Source organism: Rhizobium sp. P32RR-XVIII (assembly GCF_012641395.1).
Classification (GTDB): Bacteria; Pseudomonadota; Alphaproteobacteria; order Rhizobiales; family Rhizobiaceae; genus Rhizobium.
In genome coordinates, this window is the sequence record NZ_JABAIH010000006.1 from 262,674 (window position 1) to 281,906 (window position 19,233).

Here is a 19,233-nt window from a genome sequence, read left to right on the forward strand (position 1 = left end):
GAATCTACTTGGCTATCGCCAGAGGCTCTGTCGCACCCGTCTCGAACTGCAGCTTCGCCAGTTTGGCATAGATCCCGCCGTGTCGGATCAGGCTCTGATGAGTGCCCTCTTCGACGACGCGGCCCTCGTCCATGACCAGGATGCGATCTGCCTTCAAGACGGTCGCGAGGCGATGGGCGATGACGAGCGTCGTCCGACCCATCATTAGGCCGTCGAGCGCTTTCTGCACTAGTGTTTCGCTCTCCGCATCAAGAGCGGATGTGGCTTCGTCGAGCAGCAGGATAGGCGCATTCTTCAGGATCGCCCGAGCGATCGCGATACGCTGGCGCTGGCCGCCGGAAAGGGTAATGCCGCGCTCGCCGACCTCAGTGTCATAGCCTTTGTCCAACTTCGCGATGAACTCATCCGCCTGAGCCGCGACGGCGGCAGCACGCACCTCTTCACGCGTCGCGCCGGGACGGCTGAAGGCGATGTTGTCGTGGATCGAGGCAGCGAAGATGGTGACGTCCTGCGGAACGATTGCCATGCGCTCGCGCAGATCGGTCGGTGTTACTTCGCGTGCATCCAGACCATCGAGCGCGACGCTCCCCTGTTGTGGATCATAGAAACGCAGCAGCAGCGAGAAGACGGTGCTCTTGCCCGCGCCCGACGAGCCTACGATGGCGACAGTTTCGCCCGGCGTGACGCTGAAGCTCAGCCCCCGCAACGCTGATTTGCCGGGACGTGATGGATAAGCGAAATGGACGTTTGAGAATTCGACGCGTCCCAGTGCGGGTGCGGGCAGCGTCTCGGGTTTTTCCGGTGCTCTGATCGGCGAGACTTCGTCCAGCAGTTCATTCAGCCGCTCGGCGGCGCCCGCCGCCTGCGAGAGTTCTCCCCAAACTTCGGACAGGGCACCGAGAGAGCCCGCGGCGATGACCGAATAGAGCAGAAACTGGCCGAGCGTGCCCGCCGAAAGCGTTCCGGTCAGAACATTATGGGCGCCGACCCAAAGAACGGCGACGACACTGCCGAAAACCAGCGTGATCGCAATGCCCGTCAGGAGTGCCCGGGAGCGGGTTGCCGAGCGTGCGGCGCTATAGGCCACTTCGACGGCAGCGCCATAGCGGCTCGCGGCAGCATCCTCGCCATTGAAGGCCTGCACGGTGCGGGTGGCGGCGATCGCTTCGTTGGCGAAGGCGGAAGCCTTGGCGAGGGTATCCTGAGCGGCGCGAGAGCGCTTGCGCACCGAACGCCCGAAGGCGACGAGCGGAAAGACGATCAACGGGATCGCGCCGAGCGCCAGGCTGGCAAGTTTCGGCGAGGTTACGATCATCATGCCCATCGCGCCCAGACAGAGGATGAGGTTTCGCAGCGCCACCGAGGCCGTCGCACCGACGGCCGATTTGATCTGTGTCGTATCGGCGGTCAGGCGCGAAACGATCTCACCTGACTGGTTGATGTCGAAAAAGGACGGCGACAGGCGGGTCACGTGCGCGAAGACATCACGGCGGAGATCCGAGACGATGCGTTCGCCCAGCGTGATGACGAAGTAATAGCGAAGGGCGCTTGCAGCCGCGAGCACCACGGCCATCACCGTCAACATTGCGAAGTAACTGTTGATGAAGTTGCCGTCGGCCTGTGTGAAGCCGTGGTCGATCATGCGGCGTACGGCAAGTGGAAGGGCGAGCGACGTGACGGCGGCAACGACGAGTGCAACTAGGGCGCCTGCGACCATGCCGCGGTAGCGCATCATATAAGGCGCGAGCCTTGCGAGGGGCTTGAGGGAACGCGACTTCTTTTCCGCGGCCTGGACTGCGTCTGTCAATTCATCTCCAATCGCCCAATACCGCGGGTCGGCGGCTTGTTGGCCCTTGTTATCCGGATGGCCTTCATGTATAGGCAGCGCATCCGAATGGGAAGCCGTAGCCTTCGCGACTGCGGCTTCATTTATTCAATCGGTTCTCTTGCCGCAATGACATGCGTCAAATTGGACCCTGGCATCGCAGGAAGATTGTTATGAAGGCAGATATTCATCCCGAATACCACGTCATCAAGGTAGTGATGACCGATGGCACCGAATACGAAACCCGCTCGACCTGGGGTTCGGAAGGCGCTGTCATGAACCTCGAAATCGATTCCAAGTCCCACCCGGCCTGGACCGGCGGCAACCAGCAGCTCATGGACCGCGGCGGCCGCGTTTCCAAGTTCAACAAGCGCTTCGGCGGCCTCGGCCTCTAATCGCTTCTGCGCTGCGGAATTTGACAAAAAGCCCGGCTTTTGCCGGGCTTTTTGTTTGCCGTCGTCCTAGAGAGTAGCGGGAAGACGAAAATGCAAAAGCCGGCCGCGTCGCCACGGCCGGCTTTTCAAATGTAACGCCACAAAACTCAGTTGTTGCCAAAAGCGGTTTGCAACAAATGCAGCTGCGCCTGAACGCTGTTTTGATTGTCCGGAACGATCGGAGCTTCCGACGGGCGATAGATTTCCCGGTCGAGAAGGGCGACGCGGTTCTGGAGGCGCAATGAACGTTCGACAAGATCACGGAAAGCTTCCGGCAGGTCATTCCAGCCGGGCGCGTTGCGGTCTACGTTGAAGCCGTCGAGGCGAACTTTGCTCTTTTCAGCAAGCACCTGATCCCGAGACATCTCGCCGTTGTTGACGGCCCGCTGCAGGAGCAGCCACGACGCCATCTGCATGAGGCGGGTCGTCAGGCGCATCGACTCGGCAGCGTAGAGGACGGAAGCCATGCGTGGCAGAACCTTGGATGCAGCGCGTCCGGTGCCGTCGAGGTAGGCAGCCGTTTCCTCGACGAGCGACATGCCTTCCGCATACAACGTCTTAAACTGTGAGGATGCGGCGGCGCGGCCCGCAAAACTGATCGTATTCAAACCAATTTCCGACATTCAAATGGTTCCTGTTGCACGCATCTACATATGTTCAGGTAACGTCAGTCTGAAACGAAAGTTTCAAAGACCGGTCTTTGTGTCTTGAAGATGGTATCTTTAGCCTAAATGCGCAAGGCGTTTCTTAAGAAAGGGTTAACTTCCACAGTTTCGTGGTGAACGAGCGCCGGCGCAAAAAGAAGAGCCGCAAAAGCGGCTCTCAAGGTAAAACAGGGAGAAAAATCAGACCAATTCACCGCGTGGAAAACTGTCTGAGATCCAGACGAGATCTGGATGAGAACAGTAATATCTCATAAAGCTTAATATTGCGTTAAGACTGTTTCCTATTAGGACTTGCGCAACAGTTTTTCGCCTGTCCTGCAGCCTCGGCCAGCTCTAGGAACGGAAGAGCTTTTCGGCGGCCGCGCGATCCGAAGCCTTTCTCGCCGCCTCAGCTTCGATGCGGCCAATCTCCGCCTTCAGCAATTCCACACGCGCCTTCAATTCATCCACGGAAAGCATGGAAAGATCGGTTCCGATTTCGTGAGCCACTTTCTTTTGCGGCCGGTCGTCGTCGATGAAGCTCATGGGCAATCCTCCGTTCGGTTTCTTAACCGTACTTTACCTCAGGATCGCCGCTTTCGGGAGGCGTAGGCAATGTGCGCTCGGCAAGCGACATGCCTTCGGGCGTCAGCATCGGTGAGGTGCCGGTCGGGATTGTCGTGTAGGCCTCTCGCTCGCCGACGGGCACTGGAGCGCGAACACGGCTACGGATGATTGCGTAAGCGGTGATCAAAACATGCGCGAGAGCGGTGACAAGGAAGAGTGCATGCGGACTGACTATCGACATCACCGGCCCGCCGATCGTCGGGCCGATCACCGTGCCGATGCCGTAGAGCAGCAGGAGTCCGCCCGAAACCTTCACAAAGTCCTCGGACGAAGCGAAGTCGTTCGCATGCGCGACAGCAACCGGATAGAGGGTGTTGGCGACCGCGCCATAGAGGATCACAAGGCCGATAAGAAAGGCTGGCGACGAGGGATGCAGCACGACGATCAGAAGGCCGGCAAGCGCGGCGATCGCCGACATGGCTGCCAAGACGTAGCGGCGGTCAATGCGGTCGGAAAGACGGCCGGCTGGAAGCTGCATCAGCGCACCGGCGAAAATGGTGGAACTCATCATCACGGCGATGCTGGTGTCCGACAGTCCCGCACCTGCGCCGAAGACCGCGCCGAGCGTGCCGTAGGCGCCGTTGGCGATGCCTACCAGCAGGATGCCGAGGCAGGAAACCGGCGAATTGCGGTAAAGAGCAGGCAGGTCAAGCTTCACGGCCTTCAGCGGCTGTGGGGAGGCGGCGGTCGAGAGCGTGGTTGGCAGCATGGCGATGCAATAGAAGATGCCGCAGACCATGAAGAGCACCGGTGTGCGTACGTCTTGGAGCGGGATCATCATCTGCCCGGCGACCACACCCAAAAGCGTGATGCCGATATAGAGCGAAAAGATCGCGCCCCGGCTCTCGTTTGTTGCGCGCTCATTCAGCCAGCTTTCGATGATCATCGAGGTGCCGGCTGTCGAGAAGCCCGTGACGGCGCGCAGCACCACCCACCAGATTGGATCAATGATGATGCCGCTCACGAGTGCAATGATGGCGATGATCGAGATGAAGCCCGAGAAGGCGCGTACATGGCCGACACGCCGCACCATTTTAGGGGCCACGAGGCAGCCGACTACGAAGCCCGTCGCCCAGGATGTCCCGAGCAGGCCGAGCGTGGTTGTATGATAGCCTTCGAGATTACCGCGGACGGGAAGCAGGATGCCCTGAAGGCCGTTGCCCATGAAGAGGAAAAGCGTTCCGAAAAGCAGTGCAGCGACGGACAGCAGATTTCTTTTCATTTCCTACTCTCGGCGAGTTCGATCTAAAAATGCGTGCGACGAGACTTTGTCCCGCCCTGTCCCAATAGTGTTGATTGTGCCCCGGAATGCCGTTACGGCATGAAGAAATGCTGTGTTCGCGCGGAATAATGTCCGTCCTGTGACATTCTGATAATATTGGAAAATAATGCCATGACGAAGCTGCTGGCGCTTTTGCTCATCCTTGCCATGGTCGTACAGGTCATCAAGCCGCTCGGGTTTCCCGGTTTGCGACGGCGGATGGACTTTTGGAAGATCGCGTTGATTGCCTTCGCGATATGGGCGGTTGCGCTTCTCGGACGCGACCTCATTGCCTAGACAGTGATCTCACCGCGCATTACTGGCACGCACTCGCCGGAAATCCAGACGTCGGTTACCATGCCGTCCTTCTTGACGACGTCGACTTCGATGATGCTGCGGCGCCCCATTTCGACACCCTGCTCGATCGTCACACGCTGGTTGATGGTTTGCTCGGGTGCGAGCGAGACGAGATAGGCAGCAAGCGCGGCGGAAGCGCCGCCGGTCGCCGGATCTTCCGGAACGTTGTCGAGCGGCGCGAACATGCGGGCGCGGATATTCCAGGGTTTCTCCGGCGCGCGGACATAAACGAACAGCGAGAAATCGTGGTTGCCTTCGGCGGTCGGACCGGCGGCCGCCTGGAAATGCGTAAGATTCGGCCTCGCTGCGCCAAGCGTCTCCAACCCATCGAGTTCAGCGACGGCGAAGCTGAGACCGACGGAGACGAAAACCGGGCGATGGTTCGATTTGACGATCTTGCCGCTATCAATGCCGATGCACCGCGCGATCGTTTCTTCGGACACATCGGGGCCCACATGCAGCGGTCTGGGCGCACGGATCGTTGCAGCGGTGACCCGGCCTTCGGTGCGGCGGAGCGTTACCTCGACCAGCCCGGCCTTCTCCTCGAAACGCAGCGTGTCTCCGACCGGCTTGCCGAAGACTTCACTCTGCTGGCCGAGGACATGGGCCGTTCCGACGTTCGGATGACCGGCGAAAGGCACCTCCATGGTCGGCGTGAAGATGCGGACATTCGCCGTGTTGGCGGCATCCCTGGGCGGAAGGACGAAGGTTATTTCGGAATATTTGAACTCCGCCGCGATCTTCTGCATCGTCTCGGAACCGAGTTGCTCCGCACCCATCACGACCGCGAGCGGATTGCCCTCGAAACGGTTGGCGGTGAAAACGTCGACGGTCGTAAACGAAAGGATACTCATCGCGGCTCCCCAGTCTGAGGCCGCGATCATGAGCGAGGGTTTTTGATCGTCAAAGCGCAATCTTGTCGCCGTGACAATGGAAAAGCCCGGCACAGCGCGCCGGGCTCCCGCGTCAGGTTTCACATCGTCTCAAGCGGCCTGTTCGAGTTCCCGCTTCCAGGTGCCCTTGGCGGCAAGTCGGTTCATCTCAGCGCGGTGGTTGAAGGCACGCTGGCCGGCGGCGACGTTTTCGGGCTTTCCGCCCCAAGCCTTCAATGCCGTGTCCTGCAGGGCGCGGCCATAGGAGAAGGTAAGCTTCCAGGGCAGTTCGAACGCGGCATTCATCGCCGAGAGGTGAGCTGTCGCTTCTTCGGTGGTCTGACCGCCGGAGAGGAAGGCAATGCCGGCTACTGCGGACGGAACGGTGCGCTTCAGCACCTGAACGGTGCGTTCGGCCACTTCCGCGACAGACGCCTTGCGGGCGTTCTTGCCGTCGATGACCATGTTCGGCTTCAGGATCATGCCCTCGAGGCTGACGCGCGCATCGGCGAGTTCTTCAAAGACCGTGCGCAGCGTCCATTCGGTGACCTCGGCGCAGCGGTCGATATTGTGGTCGCCCGGCTTGCCGTCCATCAGGCATTCCGGTTCGACGATCGGCACGATCCCGGCTTGCTGGCAGAGCGCGGCATAGCGGGCGAGCGCGTGGGCGTTCGCCTTCATTGAACCCCAGGTCGGGAGCGAGGACGAGATGGCGATCACACCACGCCACTTGGCGAAGCGGGCGCCTGCCTCGTAGTATTTGGCCAGACGCTCGGCGAGACCGTCCAGGCCTTCCGTGACCGTTTCGCCCGGATAGTTTGCCATCGGCTTGGCGCCGGTATCGACCTTGATGCCGGGAATGCTGCCCGCAGCCTTGATGATGTCGACGAAGGAGGTGCCATCAGCCGCCTTCTGAAAGAGCGTCTCCTCGTAGAGAATCACACCCGAGATGCAATTCTTCATCGCCTCTTCGGAGCGGAAGAGCATCTCGCGGTAGTCGCGCCGGCTGGTTTCAGTCGATTTCAGACCGATCGTATCGAAGCGCTTTCCAATCGTGCCGGTCGATTCATCAGCGGCAAGCAGCCCCCGGCCATCCGCTACCATCTTCGCTGCAATGTCTTCCAAGCGTTCGCTCATTTCACGTTCTCCACTACAAGAAAAATCGGCAACCAATGAATATAGGTCGGCGATAACAGAAGTTTATAGGAAGGAAAATGGAGCGCTAAGTCATTGAAACGATTGAAATCATTTCAATCGTTTGAAAGTTCATAAGTTTTTTCTTCACGTAAACGAAGACCGCGGAGGGAGCCCCGCGGTCTAACGACATGCTAGATTGCCAGCTCAGCCGGCTGATCATTTACCGCTTAGAACGGCAACACCCGGAAGGACCTTGCCTTCCATCCACTCGAGGAAGGCACCCCCCGCGGTCGAGACATAGCTGAAGTTATCGGCGACACCCGCATGGTTCAGGGCCGAAACCGTATCGCCGCCGCCTGCGACGGAGGTGAGTTTGCCGGCCTTGGTGCGTTCGCCCGCATATTTGGCCGCCGCCACCGTTGCCCTGTCGAAGGGTTCGATTTCGAAGGCGCCGAGCGGGCCGTTCCACACAAGCGTCTGCGCGCGCTCGATCCATGCCTTGACGGCTTCGATAGACTTCGGGCCAACGTCGAGGACCATGGCGTCTTCGGGAATGGCGCCGATATCGACGGTCTCGTTGGCGGCGCCCGCCTTGAATTCGCGCGCGATGATGCCGTCTTCCGGCAGGATGATGGCGCAGCCGGCGGAAGCAGCTTCGATCATGATCTGCTTTGCGGTGTCGGCGAGGTCATGTTCGCAGAGCGACTTTCCGACATTGGTGCCGCGGGCAGCGAGAAAGGTATTGGCCATGCCGCCGCCGATCACCAAAGCGTCAACCTTCTTCACCAGGTTCATGAGCAGATCGATCTTGGTGGAGACCTTGGCGCCACCGACGATGGCGACGACCGGGCGAAGCGGATTGCCGAGGCCCTTTTCGAGCGCCTCGAGCTCCTGCTGCATCGTGCGGCCGGCATAGGCAGGCAGCCGATGGGCAAGCCCTTCGGTGGAAGAATGGGCGCGATGTGCGGCGGAAAAGGCATCATTCACATAGATATCGCCACTGGCGGCAAGGGCTTTTGTGAACTCCGGATCGTTCTTTTCCTCACCCTTATGGAAGCGGGTGTTTTCAAGAAGCAGAATATCGCCATCCTTCATCTTGGCGACAGCCGAAGCGGCGGCTTCGCCGATGCAGTCGGAGGCGGTCGCGACCGGCTTGCCAAGCACGCGCGAAACGTCCGGCGCGATCAGAGAGAGCGAGAGGTCCGGCGAGGGGCCGTCCTTGGGGCGGCCGAAATGCGCAAGCAGAATGACCTTGGCGCCCTTCCGCGACAATTCCAGGATCGTCGGTGCAACGCGTTCGATGCGTGTCGTGTCGGTAACCTTGCCGTCTTTCACCGGAACGTTGAGGTCCACGCGGACGAGAACACGCTTTCCAGCGATGTCGTTGAGGTCGTCAAGGGTCTTGAAAGCTGGCATTGGACTATCCGTTCGTTAGTGCCTTGGGAAGGTGGCCGACCATAGCAAGGATGCCTCAGGACGCAAGGCGCTCAGCCATGGTTTTGACGCGCGGTTTCATCACGATCCGACGCGCCCGATGCATGTGCGGCTTCCGCCGTTTCGGCGGCATTGCGGCCCTTGAGGCGGTCTCGCACGCGTTGGATGATATCGCGCAAATTGATGAAGATCGGCAGCGTGATGGCAGGCTCGACAGCCTCGAGAGACATGCCGACGGAGGTGACGTGATCCTGGTCGTCCAGGTCGCGGACGATCAGGATGATCGACCCGAGACGGACGCGATCGGCATACTCCGCCTTGCCGCCCAAACGCTGCTTCATCAGTTCCGCGATCGTCAGGCCTTTCTCGGATTCGTTCAGCAGTCCCGGACCGTAGGCGGCGTCGAGATCGGCAGCGGGTCGTGACGGTGACAGCGCGAAGGCGCCGAAAAAATCCGCGTCGTCCGCGTCCACCGGAGCGCGGCTGGCGAAGAGCCGGTCGAGCAGGCGCGAATAGCTAGGCGCGATGAAGAGATAGACGAGATCGTTTTCGCGCAGCCGGCCGGCATATTGATAGCGCATCGACTTGCCGTCGCGGATGACGAGCGAAGGAGTTGCCCAGCGCGGAATGCGCTCGCCGCGAAGGACCGGGCTGTCCTTTATGACGCGATAGGACAGCAGTTCATGGTTGGCCGCCCCCGGCAGATCAATCTCGACCTTGTCGACCGCGCCCATGCGTGGCGGAACGATGAGGCCGAGTTTCTTGGCCACCGGCTTGATGGTCCATCCCTGCACCAATAGCGAGACGAGCACGATGATGAAGGCGGTGTTGAAGTAGATTTGACCGTTCGGAAGCCCGCCAAGGATCGGCATGATGGCGAGCAGGATCGAGACGGCACCGCGGAGGCCGACCCAGGCCACGAAGCCGATCTCCTGCTGCGTATAATCAAAGGGCAGCAGCGAAAGCCAGACCGCAAGCGGGCGGGCGACGAAAATCAGGAAGAGCGCAAGCGCAACCGCAGGCAGGACGATCGCCGGAAACTGCGATGGCGTGGCGAGCAGGCCAAGCACGAGGAACATGATGATCTGCGCCAGCCAGGTCAGGCCGTCCTGGAAGCGCTTGACGGAGCCGAGCGCCGGCAGCTTGCGGTTTCCGGCATAGATGCCCGCGACATAGACAGCCAGGAAGCCACTCCCGCCGACGGCGCCGGTGAAGGAAAAGACCAGCATGGCGAGGCCGAGCACGAAGATCGGCGTGAGGCCGCGGTCGGTGTCCAGACGGCCCACCACCTGCGCGATCATCATGCCGCCGAGCAGCCCGAGAATGACGCCAAGGCCCATTTGCTCGACGAACATTGCGAGCATGCCGATATCAATGCCAGCATAGCCTTCGCCGCTGGCAAGCAGTTCAACCAGCGCAATGGTAAGGAAGATTGCCATCGGATCGTTGGTGCCGGATTCGACTTCCAGTGTCGAGCGCACCTTGTCGCGGATGTTGATGCCGCCGATGCGCAGCAGGAAGAATACGGCCGCCGCATCCGTCGAGGCGACGATCGAGCCGAGCAGCAAGCCTTCGAGCCAGCTGAAGCCAAGAAGCCACACTGCCGCTACGGCAAAGAGGCTGGCGGTCAACAGTACGCCGACGGAGGCAAGCGCCAGCGACGGGACGGCAGAAAGTTTGAAGGCCTGGATCGACGTGCCGCAACCGGAATCGAAAAGAATGACGGCAAGCGCTATCGAGCCGAGGGTGTAGGCGAGATAGTTGTTGTTGAATTCGATGCCGAGCCCGTCGACGCCCGCGGCAAGGCCAATCGCCAGAAACAGCAGAAGGAGCGGAGCACCGAAGCGAAAGGCGAGCAAGCTCGAAAAGGCCGCAAGAAGCACGAGCGCCGTTGATACCAGCACGACGATATAGAATGCTTCCACGTCAATCCCCTTTCAACGCCCGCACTGCCAGCGCGCCCCGCCTTGCAGCGATTCCATCCCTCCACGCTTGTTCCGCTGCACCAGTAAACGGCAAAACAGGGCGGAAGGGTAGGCCTAACGGCTTAACCTCGGTCACCTGCGGTACCATGCTGCTGAACGGCTTGCCGGATGGCTGGCCGATGCGGATGCTACGGGAAAGAATCTATATAAAGAATTTATAGGAAAATCAGGCGAGAGGAGGGCAGGGAACCCAGCGAGGCACTTTTTGTTTGAGGCTCTTAGAGGCGGCTTAAATTTTCTTCACCGGATATCGCTTCTGGATTCTATCCACGAGCGTACCATCTCGGAGCGGTATGTTTTCGAGGGTTCGATAGGTGCGGAATCCCATCTTTTCATAGTATGCCAGTCCGCCGGTATTGTCGGCACGGATGGTTGCGTTGATGAACTCGATACTGAGTTCTTCGGCGGCGGAAAGGGTTGCGGCGAAGAGCGCGGTGCCGACGCCGCGTATCTTCGGGCTCATGCGGGAAAAGGTTCCGATGTCGGCCCATCCCTCAGGCAGATTTTCGTAAAGGCTCAAGAACTGGAAGCCGGCGATGCTCGCCCCCGCCTGTGCGACATGGCAGGTCAAGGCGGACTCGCCGGCAATGAACCAGTCGGTCAGCTCCTCAATCGAAAGAGGGGTTTCCAGGGCCGTCGTGCCGCCAGCTTCAATGATCTCATTGAGAAGCTCGCAGAGTTCCTCTGCATCGTCCGGGCTCGCACGTCGAATATCAAGATGCACCATAGTCTTCTATCCACTTATTACCGAGTAAGCTGCGGGCAGTTCGTGCTATTCGAAACGGAACGCGTAGCGCAGTCAATCGCTCAAAATAAAAGCGGCCCGGTTGCCCGAGCCGCTTTCGACGATCTGTATCGCGACGCTCTTAGATGAGCTTTGCGAAAGCAACGGCCGTGTCGGACATGCGGCTGGAGAAGCCCCACTCGTTGTCGTACCAGGACAGGACGCGCACGAAGTTGCCTTCCATGACCTTCGTCTGATCGGTTGCGAAGATCGAGGAGTGGCTGTCATGGTTGAAGTCGCGGGAAACGAGCGGCTCGTCGGTATAGCCGAGGATACCCTTGAGCTTGCCGTTTGCGGCAGCCTTGATCGCTTCGTTGATTTCGCCGACGGTCGTGGCCTTCTTGGCAACGAACTTGAAGTCGACGACCGAGACGTTCGGGGTCGGAACGCGGATCGACGTACCGTCGAGCTTGCCCTTCAGATGCGGCAGAACGAGGCCAACGGCCTTGGCGGCGCCCGTCGAGGTTGGGATCATCGACAGAGCCGCAGCGCGGGCGCGATAGAGATCCTTGTGCATCGTGTCGAGCGTCGGCTGGTCGCCGGTGTAGGAGTGGATGGTGGTCATGAAGCCGTGGTCGATGCCGACGGCGTCGTCGAGAACCTTCACGACCGGCACGAGGCAGTTCGTCGTGCAGGAGGCGTTGGAGATGACCGTGTGCTCCTTGGTGAGCTGGTCATGGTTGACGCCAAAGACGACGGTCAGGTCGGCGCCGTCGGCAGGAGCCGAAACGATGACGCGCTTGGCGCCGGCCGTCAGGTGAGCGGCAGCCTTATCGCGTGCGGTGAAGATGCCGGTGCATTCCATCGCGATGTCGACGCCGAGTTCCCTGTGCGGAAGCGTCGCCGGGTCCTTGATCGCTGTCACCTTGATCGGCTTGCTGTTGCCGACGATGATCGTGTCGCCTTCGACCTTCACCGTTGCCGGGAAACGGCCGTGGATCGAGTCGTAGCGCAACAGATGCGCGTTGGTCTCGACAGGGCCGAGGTCGTTGATGGCGACCACTTCGATATCCGTGCGGCCGGATTCGACGATGGCGCGGAGAACGTTACGGCCGATGCGGCCGAAGCCGTTGATGGCAACCTTTACAGTCATTAGCATTTACTCCGTGAATATAAGGCTTGCGGTGGAGTGGAGAGCGCCGGAGCGCTCCCCTTAGAGCTTGGCTTCTGCTGCGGCGACGACGGCTTCCGCCGTGATGCCGAAATGCTTGTAGAGCTCCTTGTACGGGCCAGAAGCGCCGAAGCTCTTCATGCCGATAAAGGTGCCTTCAGGGCCGATGAAAGCGTCCCAGCCTTCGCGGACGGCGGCTTCGACGGCGATCTTTACCGGCGAGTTGCCGATGACCGCCTTGCGATAGGCTTCCGGCTGCTCGAAGAAGAGCTCGGTGCATGGGACCGAGACGACGCGGGTGGAAACGCCCTTACCTTCCAGCGCTGCCCGTGCGGCAACGGCGATCTCGACTTCAGAGCCCGTTGCGAAAATCGTAACCTTGGCGTCGTCGGCTCCGGCGAGCGTGTAGGCGCCCTGTGCCGAGAGGTTCTTCTCGCTGTATTCCGTGCGGACGGCCGAGAGGTTCTGGCGGGTGAGCGCCAGGCCCGACGGACGGTTCTTCGTCTTGATGGCGATCTGCCAGCATTCGGCGGTTTCCGTCGCGTCGGCCGGACGGAAGATCATCAGGTTCGGTACAGCGCGCAATGCCGCAAGCTGTTCGACCGGCTGGTGCGTCGGCCCGTCTTCTCCGAGGCCGATCGAGTCGTGCGTCAGCACGTGAATGACGCGAATGCCCATCAGCGCCGCCAGACGGATCGGCGGGCGGCAATAGTCCGAGAAGATGAGGAAGCCGCCGCCGTAGGGGATCAGGCCGCCATGCAGCGAGATCCCGTTCATCGCGGCCGCCATGCCGTGTTCGCGGATGCCATAATGCATGTAGCGGCCGGCGAAGTCCGTCGGCGTGATCGAATGCATCTGGCTGGTCTTGGTGTTGTTCGACGGCGTCAGGTCGGCCGAGCCGCCGAGCGTTTCAGGCAGGAAGCCGTTGATGACTTCGAGCGCATCTTCCGAAGCCTTGCGGGTTGCCACCGTCGGCTTCGTTTCGGCGAGCTTCTTCTTGTATTCGCTGATGGCGGCATCGAAACCTTGCGGCAGTTCGCCGGCGAAGCGGCGGGTGAACTCGGCCTTCTTGTCGGAGGCGGCGAGACGGCCTTCCCAGGCCTTCACGGCCTCAGTAGAGCGCGTGCCGGCCTTGCGCCAGGTATCCAGAATGTCCTCCGGGACGACGAAGGCTTCGGCGTGCCAGTTCAGCGCCTCGCGGGTCGCAGCGATTTCGTCGGCGCCGAGCGGGTTGCCGTGCACCTTGTGGGTGCCCTGCTTGTTCGGCGCGCCGAAGCCGATGATGGTCTTGCAGGCGATCAGCGTCGGGCGATCGGACTTCTGCGCCGCTTCGATCGCCGCGCCGATGGCGGCCTGGTCGTGGCCGTCCAGTTCGATCGTGTTCCAGTGAGCCGCCTTGAAGCGGGCAACCTGGTCGGTGGAGTCAGACAGAGAGACGGCACCATCGATGGTGATCGAGTTGTTATCCCAGAAGACGATGAGCTTGTTGAGCTTCAGATGGCCGGCAAGCGCTATCGCTTCCTGGCTGATGCCTTCCATGAGGCAGCCGTCTCCGGAGATGACATAGGTATAATGATCGAGCAGATCGGCGCCGAATTCCTCGCGCAGCTTCCGCTCTGCAATAGCCATGCCGACGGAGTTGGCAATGCCCTGGCCGAGCGGCCCGGTCGTCGTTTCGATGCCCGTCGCGTGGCCGTATTCCGGGTGGCCGGCGGTCTTGGAGCCGAGCTGGCGGAACCGCTTGATCTCCTCGATCGTCATGTCGGGGTAGCCGGTCAGGTAAAGCACCGAATAGAGCAGCATCGAGCCGTGGCCGGCTGACAGCACGAAACGGTCGCGGTTTGGCCAGTGCGGCTTCTTTGGGTCGAAGCGCAGATACTTGGTGAAGAGAACGGTGGCGACATCCGCCATACCCATGGGCAGGCCCGGGTGGCCCGAATTTGCCTTTTCGACGGCGTCCATGGAGAGGAAACGGATCGCATTGGCCATGCGATCATGTTGTTCGGGAGAGGTCATGGCTTTTCCACGGGGTTCCGGTGTCAGGAGATGGCCTTGAGCCTTCTGAAGACCATCGATGAAAGCGCGGTGAGACATAGCAGTTGGAACGGCCAAGTCAATAAACGGCGGGCCATGTCGGGGTCACGTTACGGCGATTTTTGACTTTTGACCGAGTGGTTGTACAAAAGACGAGTCCTCGCCTGCGTGGTATGAACATTCCGTCATCCACAAGATAGGGCCCATGCCGTGACACGGCTTTTATTGACGTGCCGTCAGCTAGCTGCATATCCTTTTGAAATCACTGGACCTGCATTGGATGCCGATTCGAGAGGTCTCGCGCGAAGGAACGGACAGCGACATGACTCCCACAGGTAAAACCATGGAAGCGGCGCTCAACGAGCTGAAGCAAGCTATTTCCGGGCTGGAAAACGCCGTGGACATGCGCATTGAGCGCCAGCGCGAGCAGGGCGATATCGAAGGCGAGGTTCGGCGCGTTCATGCCGACCGTTCCAAGCTCGCGCAGGAGTTGGACCAGGCCGAATTCCGTGCCAACCGGCTGGAAGAGGTCAATCGCGAAGTTTCGCGAAGGTTGGTAACGGCGATGGAAACGATCCGCGCGGTCCTGGACCGCTAATGGAAAGACACTGCTATGGCGCAGGTAACGGTAACGATTGACGGAAAAGCCTACCGAATGGCCTGTGAGGAGGGGCAGGAAGAACACCTGACCGACCTCGCCGACCGCTTCGACCGCTATGTCGGCCATCTTAAGGGGCAGTTTGGCGAAATCGGAGATTTGCGGATCACCGTCATGGCGGGGATCATGGTAATGGACGAAATCTCCGAGCTGAGCCGCCGTTTGGCCGGGCTGGAAGCCGAACTCGCAACGCTGCGCGGCCATCGCGACACGGTTCTCGCTGCCACCGCGCGGACGGAAGAAAGCCTTGCTGAAGCAATCGGCGAGGTGACGAACCGCATTCGCGGCATCACCGACAAACTCAACGGCCGCGCGCCGGCGGAGCTCAATTAAAATTGCCTGGATGGCTGCCGCACCCACTGGTGCGGACGCCCGAATACCCCTATATTCGTCTTCGCGGTCTGCGCCTCTCGACAGGAACAATGAATCCTCGGGGCCTTACCCGATCCTATGGGAGCTGTCCCTGTCCGGGCTCGTGGGTCTGGACATACGGCGCCCACCTACTTTCGTAGGCGCCCAGGATCGAACGCTTCCATCGGTTGCGTGGATCGCGCATCATCCTTCAGCGGACGATGTCCGCCCCTCGTCTATCCCGATATCTTTTTTGATATGGCTGCTCAGCGCGGCCGCAGCCTGTGGGCGTGCCGCGGGTTCGCGTAGCCTGGCATCGGCAAGGACGCTCTGAAACCGCACCAATACATTCAGGATTTTCATCGTAAGCGTCATGGTCTTTCTCCATGACGCCAATTTAGGTGCGAACCGGTCTGGCGTATAATGAAACTCGCTGTCAATATTCATGAGAGATTTTCATGTCAGACCGTCCGTTGCCGCCGCTTTCGACACTGCAGGCCTTCTGCGCCATCGCGGAGACGGGCGGCTTTGGCCGCGCGGCGGAGCGGCTTGGGCTGACGCAGACCGCCATCAGCCATCAGATCGCCCAGCTGGAAGGCTGGATGGGTGGCCGACTTTTCGAGCGCGGGCGGCACGGAGCGCGGCTTTCGCCGCTCGGGCTCAAGCTTCAGCCGGAAATTTCCGCTGCGTTGACAGCGCTCGAAACGGTCCTGCATCACGGACGAGCGGCCAGCGCCAGTCCTTCGCTTGTCATAGCTACGACACCGGAGTTTTCGAGCCAATGGCTTGCGCCGCGGCTGGAATCATTCTGCCGCCGCTATCCCAAAATCGAGGTCCGGACGGCCGTCGCTTATCAGCGGCCGGATTTCGCAAGCGTCGATTTGGCAATCTGGCTTGGACGCGGGGGGCCTGATCTCGTCACCGAACCGCTGTTGCTCGACGATGAATTCGTGGTCTGCGCGCCCGAGCTGTCTCGCAGGCTTCCGAGCCGAGGCGCCATTCGCGCAGCGCCCTTGCTTCTCTATCGCGGCATGCGGCACACGGTGCTCGACTGGCAGCGATGGTACGAACAGATTGGCGGCGATCCCAAAGCCGGGGAGCTTGCCGGTTTTGACATCGTGGCGGCGGTTCGCGATGCGCAGGTCTTCGATGCTTTCGAGGAGATGCTGGAAGCCTGCGGCAGGGGAGAGGGCTTTGCGCTTGTCCGCAGCTCGCTCGTGGGCGCAGACCTCGATTCAGGCAAGCTCGTACGTTGCTTTGTCGAACAGCAGCCGGCTGCACTGAATTATGCCATGCTCTATCCGGCCGGCGCCTTGGAGAAATCTTCGGTAGCGCTTTTCAGGAAATGGCTCGTCGGCGAGACCGGGCAGGAGCAATTCCGCCGGTAGCTCGTTGATGGAGCACGCGGGAAGCGCCGATAGTCGCCGGCCTTAGTGGACGCGGTGGTCCAGCTTTAGCCTTATTCGGCTGCTGCCAGAAACAACCTGTTCTGGGAGGAAGAGGCGAGGGCCTGCACCCGGGCTTCTGCCTTGGCGATCAGCTGATAAAATTCGTCCTGCGCTTCGACATCCAGCTGGATGACCGCATTCACATCGTCCGGCGTATCGCAGACGCACGCGACCGCCGATATAGGACAGACGCCGCCAGGATAGCGCTTGCCCGTACCGCTATAGGCACGGCGGCCCCAACGTTCCGAGTAGACCGTTTCCTCGCGGTCGAGGGACAGGATTGTTCCTTTGCAGGCCGTTACAATGGCCGCCTTGCCGTAAGCGAACCAGTGATAGTTCAGCTTCCGCAGGATATATTTGCCAGTAATGTCTTCACCGGCCAGTTCAGCGGGATCTTGAATCATTCTGATCATGACGGCTTCCTCAAGGTTGGAAGCAATATCCTGCATGTCTCGGTGCGCGGCAAGTCGAAAAACATCAGCTTTTATAAAGGTTTAGTAACAAACTATTTCCGATTCTTACAAACTTCCGGCGTCGAGCTCGGCCGCTCATGACGGAATTTGATGAATTCAATTCACAAGTGTTGCGCTTTGCGAGGGATTAATTCAGGAAAGCCGCTCACCCACATTCGGACCCGAACAAGAACCAGGCGCCCAAGTCCCGGGTGCGTCATCGATCGGGTCAATTCATGCCACTTGCTCTTTTTGCTCTGACGATCGCGGCCTATGCGATCGGAACCACGGAATTCGTCATCGTCGGTCTGCTGCCGACAGTCGCCAGCGACCTCCATATCACTCTGCCGCTCGCCGGTCTCATTGTCAGCGTCTATGCGCTTGGCGTCACCTTCGGCGCGCCGATCCTGACGGCATTGACCGGACGGATCGAACGCAAGCCGCTGCTGCTCGGGCTGATGGCGCTCTTCGTTGCCGGCAATGCCATGGCGTCACTTAGCCCCGCTTATGCGCCGCTGCTCATCGCACGCGTGCTCTCAGCCTTCGCGCATGGCGTATTCTTCTCCGTCGGCTCGACGATCGCCGCCGACCTCGTGCCGGAAAACCGCCGCGCCTCTGCCATTGCCATGATGTTCATGGGATTGACCGTCGCGATCGTCACCGGCGTTCCGCTCGGCACTTTCATCGGCCAGACCTTCGGATGGCGGGCGACGTTTGCTGCCGTGGCCGTGCTCGGCGTGATCGCCTTTGCTGCAATTGCCCTGCTGCTGCCGTCGAACCTCACGAAGGCCGAACCCGCGACACTCAAGCAGCAGGTCGGCGTTCTCGGCAGCGGTCGGCTGCTGATTGTCTTTGCAATGACTGCTCTCGGCTATGGCGGCACTTTCGTTGCCTTCACCTTTCTCGCATCGATCCTGCAGGAGGTCGCCGGGTTTTCCGCCTCCGCCGTCAGCCTGATCCTTGTCCTCTACGGTCTTGCCATTGCAGTCGGTAATGTCGTCGGCGGGCGTATCGCCAACCGCGATCCCGTGAAGGCGCTGACTTGGCTCTTCGTCGCGCAGACGATCGTGCTGGTGCTGTTCAGCTTCACGGCGGCTTCGCCCTGGCTGACGATCCCGACGCTTGCGGCGCTCGGCTTCCTGTCCTTCGCCAACGTGCCTGGGCTGCAGCTCTACGTCGTGCAGCTGGCGCGGCAGGTCCGCCCGGCCGCCGTCGATGTCGCCTCGGCGCTCAATATCGCCGCCTTCAACCTCGGAATCGCCATGGGTGCCTGGATCGGCGGTATCGTCGTGGAATCCTCGCTCGGGCTCGCCGCTACCCCCTGGGTCGGCGCGATCCTCGTCGCGGTCGCGCTGCTTCTGACCTTGCGAAGCTCAGCGCTCGACCGCCGTCCGATTTCGGAGGCCGAACCCCTGCGGAAGGCCGCGGCTTGATCTTTCCAGCATGAAAAATGGGCGCCTGGGGCGCCCGTTTTTCATTGGCCTTCGAGGTCACTCTTCAGCCGGTCGATGATGGATAGAGCATGCCCGGCATAGGCGCTGATCCAGCGGTCGTAGATGTGCTTGATCGGCAGGCTGTTGAGGTGGTTCCAGCGTTCGCGGCCTTCCTTCTTCGCCATCACGAGATCGGCTTCCTCCAATACTTTGAGATGCTGCATCACCGTGCAGCGGTCCATGTCCGCGAAGGTCTCGCAGAGCATGCCGGTCGTGCGCGGGCCTTCCTTCAACAGATCCAGAATCTCGCGGCGGCGACGGTGCGCCAGAGCCTTGAAAACGGGGTCGTCGTCTGATTCGCTTGACATGTTATGTTTTTATAACAT

Annotated in this window: 20 protein-coding genes and 1 other RNA gene; 7 read left to right on the plus strand and 14 right to left on the minus strand. The window is 60.5% G+C overall.

Going from position 1 to position 19,233, the window contains the following annotated elements; all coding sequences use genetic code 11:
- Positions 1 to 4: 4 nt before the first annotated feature.
- Entirely contained in the window at positions 5 to 1,807 is a 1,803-nt protein-coding gene (locus tag HGP14_RS19520; protein ID WP_168831536.1) for an ABC transporter transmembrane domain-containing protein, read from the minus strand.
- A gap of 191 nt (positions 1,808 to 1,998) precedes the next feature.
- Between HGP14_RS19520 and rpmE the strand changes: the two genes are divergently transcribed.
- Positions 1,999 to 2,220 (plus strand): 50S ribosomal protein L31, encoded by a 222-nt coding sequence (rpmE, locus tag HGP14_RS19525; protein WP_168831537.1) that lies wholly within the window; start codon positions 1,999 to 2,001, stop codon positions 2,218 to 2,220.
- A gap of 146 nt (positions 2,221 to 2,366) precedes the next feature.
- Here rpmE and HGP14_RS19530 read toward each other — a convergent pair whose 3' ends face one another.
- From HGP14_RS19530 to HGP14_RS19540, 3 genes are all read right to left on the minus strand, one after another.
- Positions 2,367 to 2,882 carry a DUF1465 family protein gene (locus tag HGP14_RS19530; protein ID WP_168831538.1) on the minus strand — a complete coding sequence of 172 codons (516 nt, stop codon included), beginning with the start codon at positions 2,880 to 2,882 and terminating at the stop codon, positions 2,367 to 2,369.
- Positions 2,883 to 3,257: 375 nt separating this feature from the next.
- Positions 3,258 to 3,449 (minus strand): DUF1192 domain-containing protein, encoded by a 192-nt coding sequence (locus HGP14_RS19535; protein WP_168831539.1) that lies wholly within the window; start codon positions 3,447 to 3,449, stop codon positions 3,258 to 3,260.
- Between the two features lie 22 nt (positions 3,450 to 3,471).
- Entirely contained in the window at positions 3,472 to 4,752 is a 1,281-nt protein-coding gene (locus HGP14_RS19540; RefSeq protein WP_168831540.1) for an MFS transporter, read from the minus strand.
- A gap of 171 nt (positions 4,753 to 4,923) precedes the next feature.
- Here HGP14_RS19540 and HGP14_RS19545 point away from each other — a divergent pair, with 171 nt between their 5' ends.
- Positions 4,924 to 5,088 (plus strand): hypothetical protein, encoded by a 165-nt coding sequence (locus tag HGP14_RS19545; RefSeq protein ID WP_168831541.1) that lies wholly within the window; start codon positions 4,924 to 4,926, stop codon positions 5,086 to 5,088.
- On the opposite strand, the gene HGP14_RS19550 is transcribed toward HGP14_RS19545, so the two are convergent.
- From HGP14_RS19550 to tkt, 7 genes are all read right to left on the minus strand, one after another.
- Entirely contained in the window at positions 5,085 to 6,002 is a 918-nt protein-coding gene (locus HGP14_RS19550) for a PhzF family phenazine biosynthesis protein (RefSeq protein WP_168831542.1), read from the minus strand. The genes HGP14_RS19545 and HGP14_RS19550 overlap by 4 nt on opposite strands.
- A gap of 129 nt (positions 6,003 to 6,131) precedes the next feature.
- Positions 6,132 to 7,157 (minus strand): class I fructose-bisphosphate aldolase, encoded by a 1,026-nt coding sequence (locus HGP14_RS19555; protein WP_168831543.1) that lies wholly within the window; start codon positions 7,155 to 7,157, stop codon positions 6,132 to 6,134.
- 216 nt (positions 7,158 to 7,373) lie between these two features.
- Positions 7,374 to 8,573 carry a phosphoglycerate kinase gene (locus tag HGP14_RS19560; protein WP_168831544.1) on the minus strand — a complete coding sequence of 400 codons (1,200 nt, stop codon included), beginning with the start codon at positions 8,571 to 8,573 and terminating at the stop codon, positions 7,374 to 7,376.
- A gap of 71 nt (positions 8,574 to 8,644) precedes the next feature.
- Entirely contained in the window at positions 8,645 to 10,516 is a 1,872-nt protein-coding gene (locus tag HGP14_RS19565; protein WP_168831545.1) for a potassium/proton antiporter, read from the minus strand.
- Between the two features lie 289 nt (positions 10,517 to 10,805).
- Complete coding sequence (locus HGP14_RS19570) at positions 10,806 to 11,303, minus strand: GNAT family N-acetyltransferase (protein WP_168831546.1); 498 nt, start codon at positions 11,301 to 11,303, stop codon at positions 10,806 to 10,808.
- A gap of 139 nt (positions 11,304 to 11,442) precedes the next feature.
- Positions 11,443 to 12,453, minus strand: a complete 1,011-nt coding sequence (gap, locus tag HGP14_RS19575) for a type I glyceraldehyde-3-phosphate dehydrogenase (protein ID WP_168831547.1) — start codon at positions 12,451 to 12,453, stop codon at positions 11,443 to 11,445.
- Positions 12,454 to 12,513: 60 nt separating this feature from the next.
- On the minus strand, positions 12,514 to 14,487 hold the full coding sequence (gene tkt, locus HGP14_RS19580) for a transketolase (RefSeq protein WP_168831548.1): 1,974 nt from the start codon (positions 14,485 to 14,487) through the stop codon (positions 12,514 to 12,516).
- Between the two features lie 340 nt (positions 14,488 to 14,827).
- Between tkt and HGP14_RS19585 the strand changes: the two genes are divergently transcribed.
- The 3 genes from HGP14_RS19585 to ssrS all read left to right on the plus strand — a co-directional run bounded on the left by HGP14_RS19585 (position 14,828) and on the right by ssrS (position 15,717).
- Complete coding sequence (locus HGP14_RS19585; RefSeq protein ID WP_086995076.1) at positions 14,828 to 15,103, plus strand: DUF4164 domain-containing protein; 276 nt, start codon at positions 14,828 to 14,830, stop codon at positions 15,101 to 15,103.
- 15 nt (positions 15,104 to 15,118) lie between these two features.
- Positions 15,119 to 15,496 (plus strand): cell division protein ZapA, encoded by a 378-nt coding sequence (locus HGP14_RS19590; RefSeq protein WP_168831549.1) that lies wholly within the window; start codon positions 15,119 to 15,121, stop codon positions 15,494 to 15,496.
- Between the two features lie 62 nt (positions 15,497 to 15,558).
- Positions 15,559 to 15,717: non-coding RNA, 6S RNA (gene ssrS, locus HGP14_RS19595), on the plus strand.
- 1 nt (position 15,718) lies between these two features.
- On the opposite strand, the gene HGP14_RS19600 is transcribed toward ssrS, so the two are convergent.
- The gene (locus tag HGP14_RS19600) at positions 15,719 to 15,961 is read right to left on the minus strand and encodes a hypothetical protein (RefSeq protein WP_168831550.1); all 243 of its coding nucleotides are present in this window, start codon (positions 15,959 to 15,961) and stop codon (positions 15,719 to 15,721) included.
- 11 nt (positions 15,962 to 15,972) lie between these two features.
- On the opposite strand from HGP14_RS19600, the gene HGP14_RS19605 reads away from it, so the two are divergent.
- Positions 15,973 to 16,902, plus strand: a complete 930-nt coding sequence (locus tag HGP14_RS19605) for a LysR substrate-binding domain-containing protein (RefSeq protein ID WP_168831551.1) — start codon at positions 15,973 to 15,975, stop codon at positions 16,900 to 16,902.
- 71 nt (positions 16,903 to 16,973) lie between these two features.
- On the opposite strand, the gene HGP14_RS19610 is transcribed toward HGP14_RS19605, so the two are convergent.
- Positions 16,974 to 17,375, minus strand: coding sequence for a hypothetical protein (locus HGP14_RS19610; RefSeq protein ID WP_168831645.1), 402 nt, complete (start codon positions 17,373 to 17,375; stop codon positions 16,974 to 16,976).
- Between the two features lie 275 nt (positions 17,376 to 17,650).
- On the opposite strand from HGP14_RS19610, the gene HGP14_RS19615 reads away from it, so the two are divergent.
- Complete coding sequence (locus HGP14_RS19615; RefSeq protein ID WP_168831552.1) at positions 17,651 to 18,847, plus strand: MFS transporter; 1,197 nt, start codon at positions 17,651 to 17,653, stop codon at positions 18,845 to 18,847.
- 41 nt (positions 18,848 to 18,888) lie between these two features.
- Here the strand turns inward: HGP14_RS19615 and HGP14_RS19620 are convergent, their stop codons facing one another.
- Positions 18,889 to 19,215 (minus strand): helix-turn-helix transcriptional regulator, encoded by a 327-nt coding sequence (locus HGP14_RS19620; RefSeq protein ID WP_168831553.1) that lies wholly within the window; start codon positions 19,213 to 19,215, stop codon positions 18,889 to 18,891.
- Positions 19,216 to 19,233 lie beyond the last annotated feature (18 nt).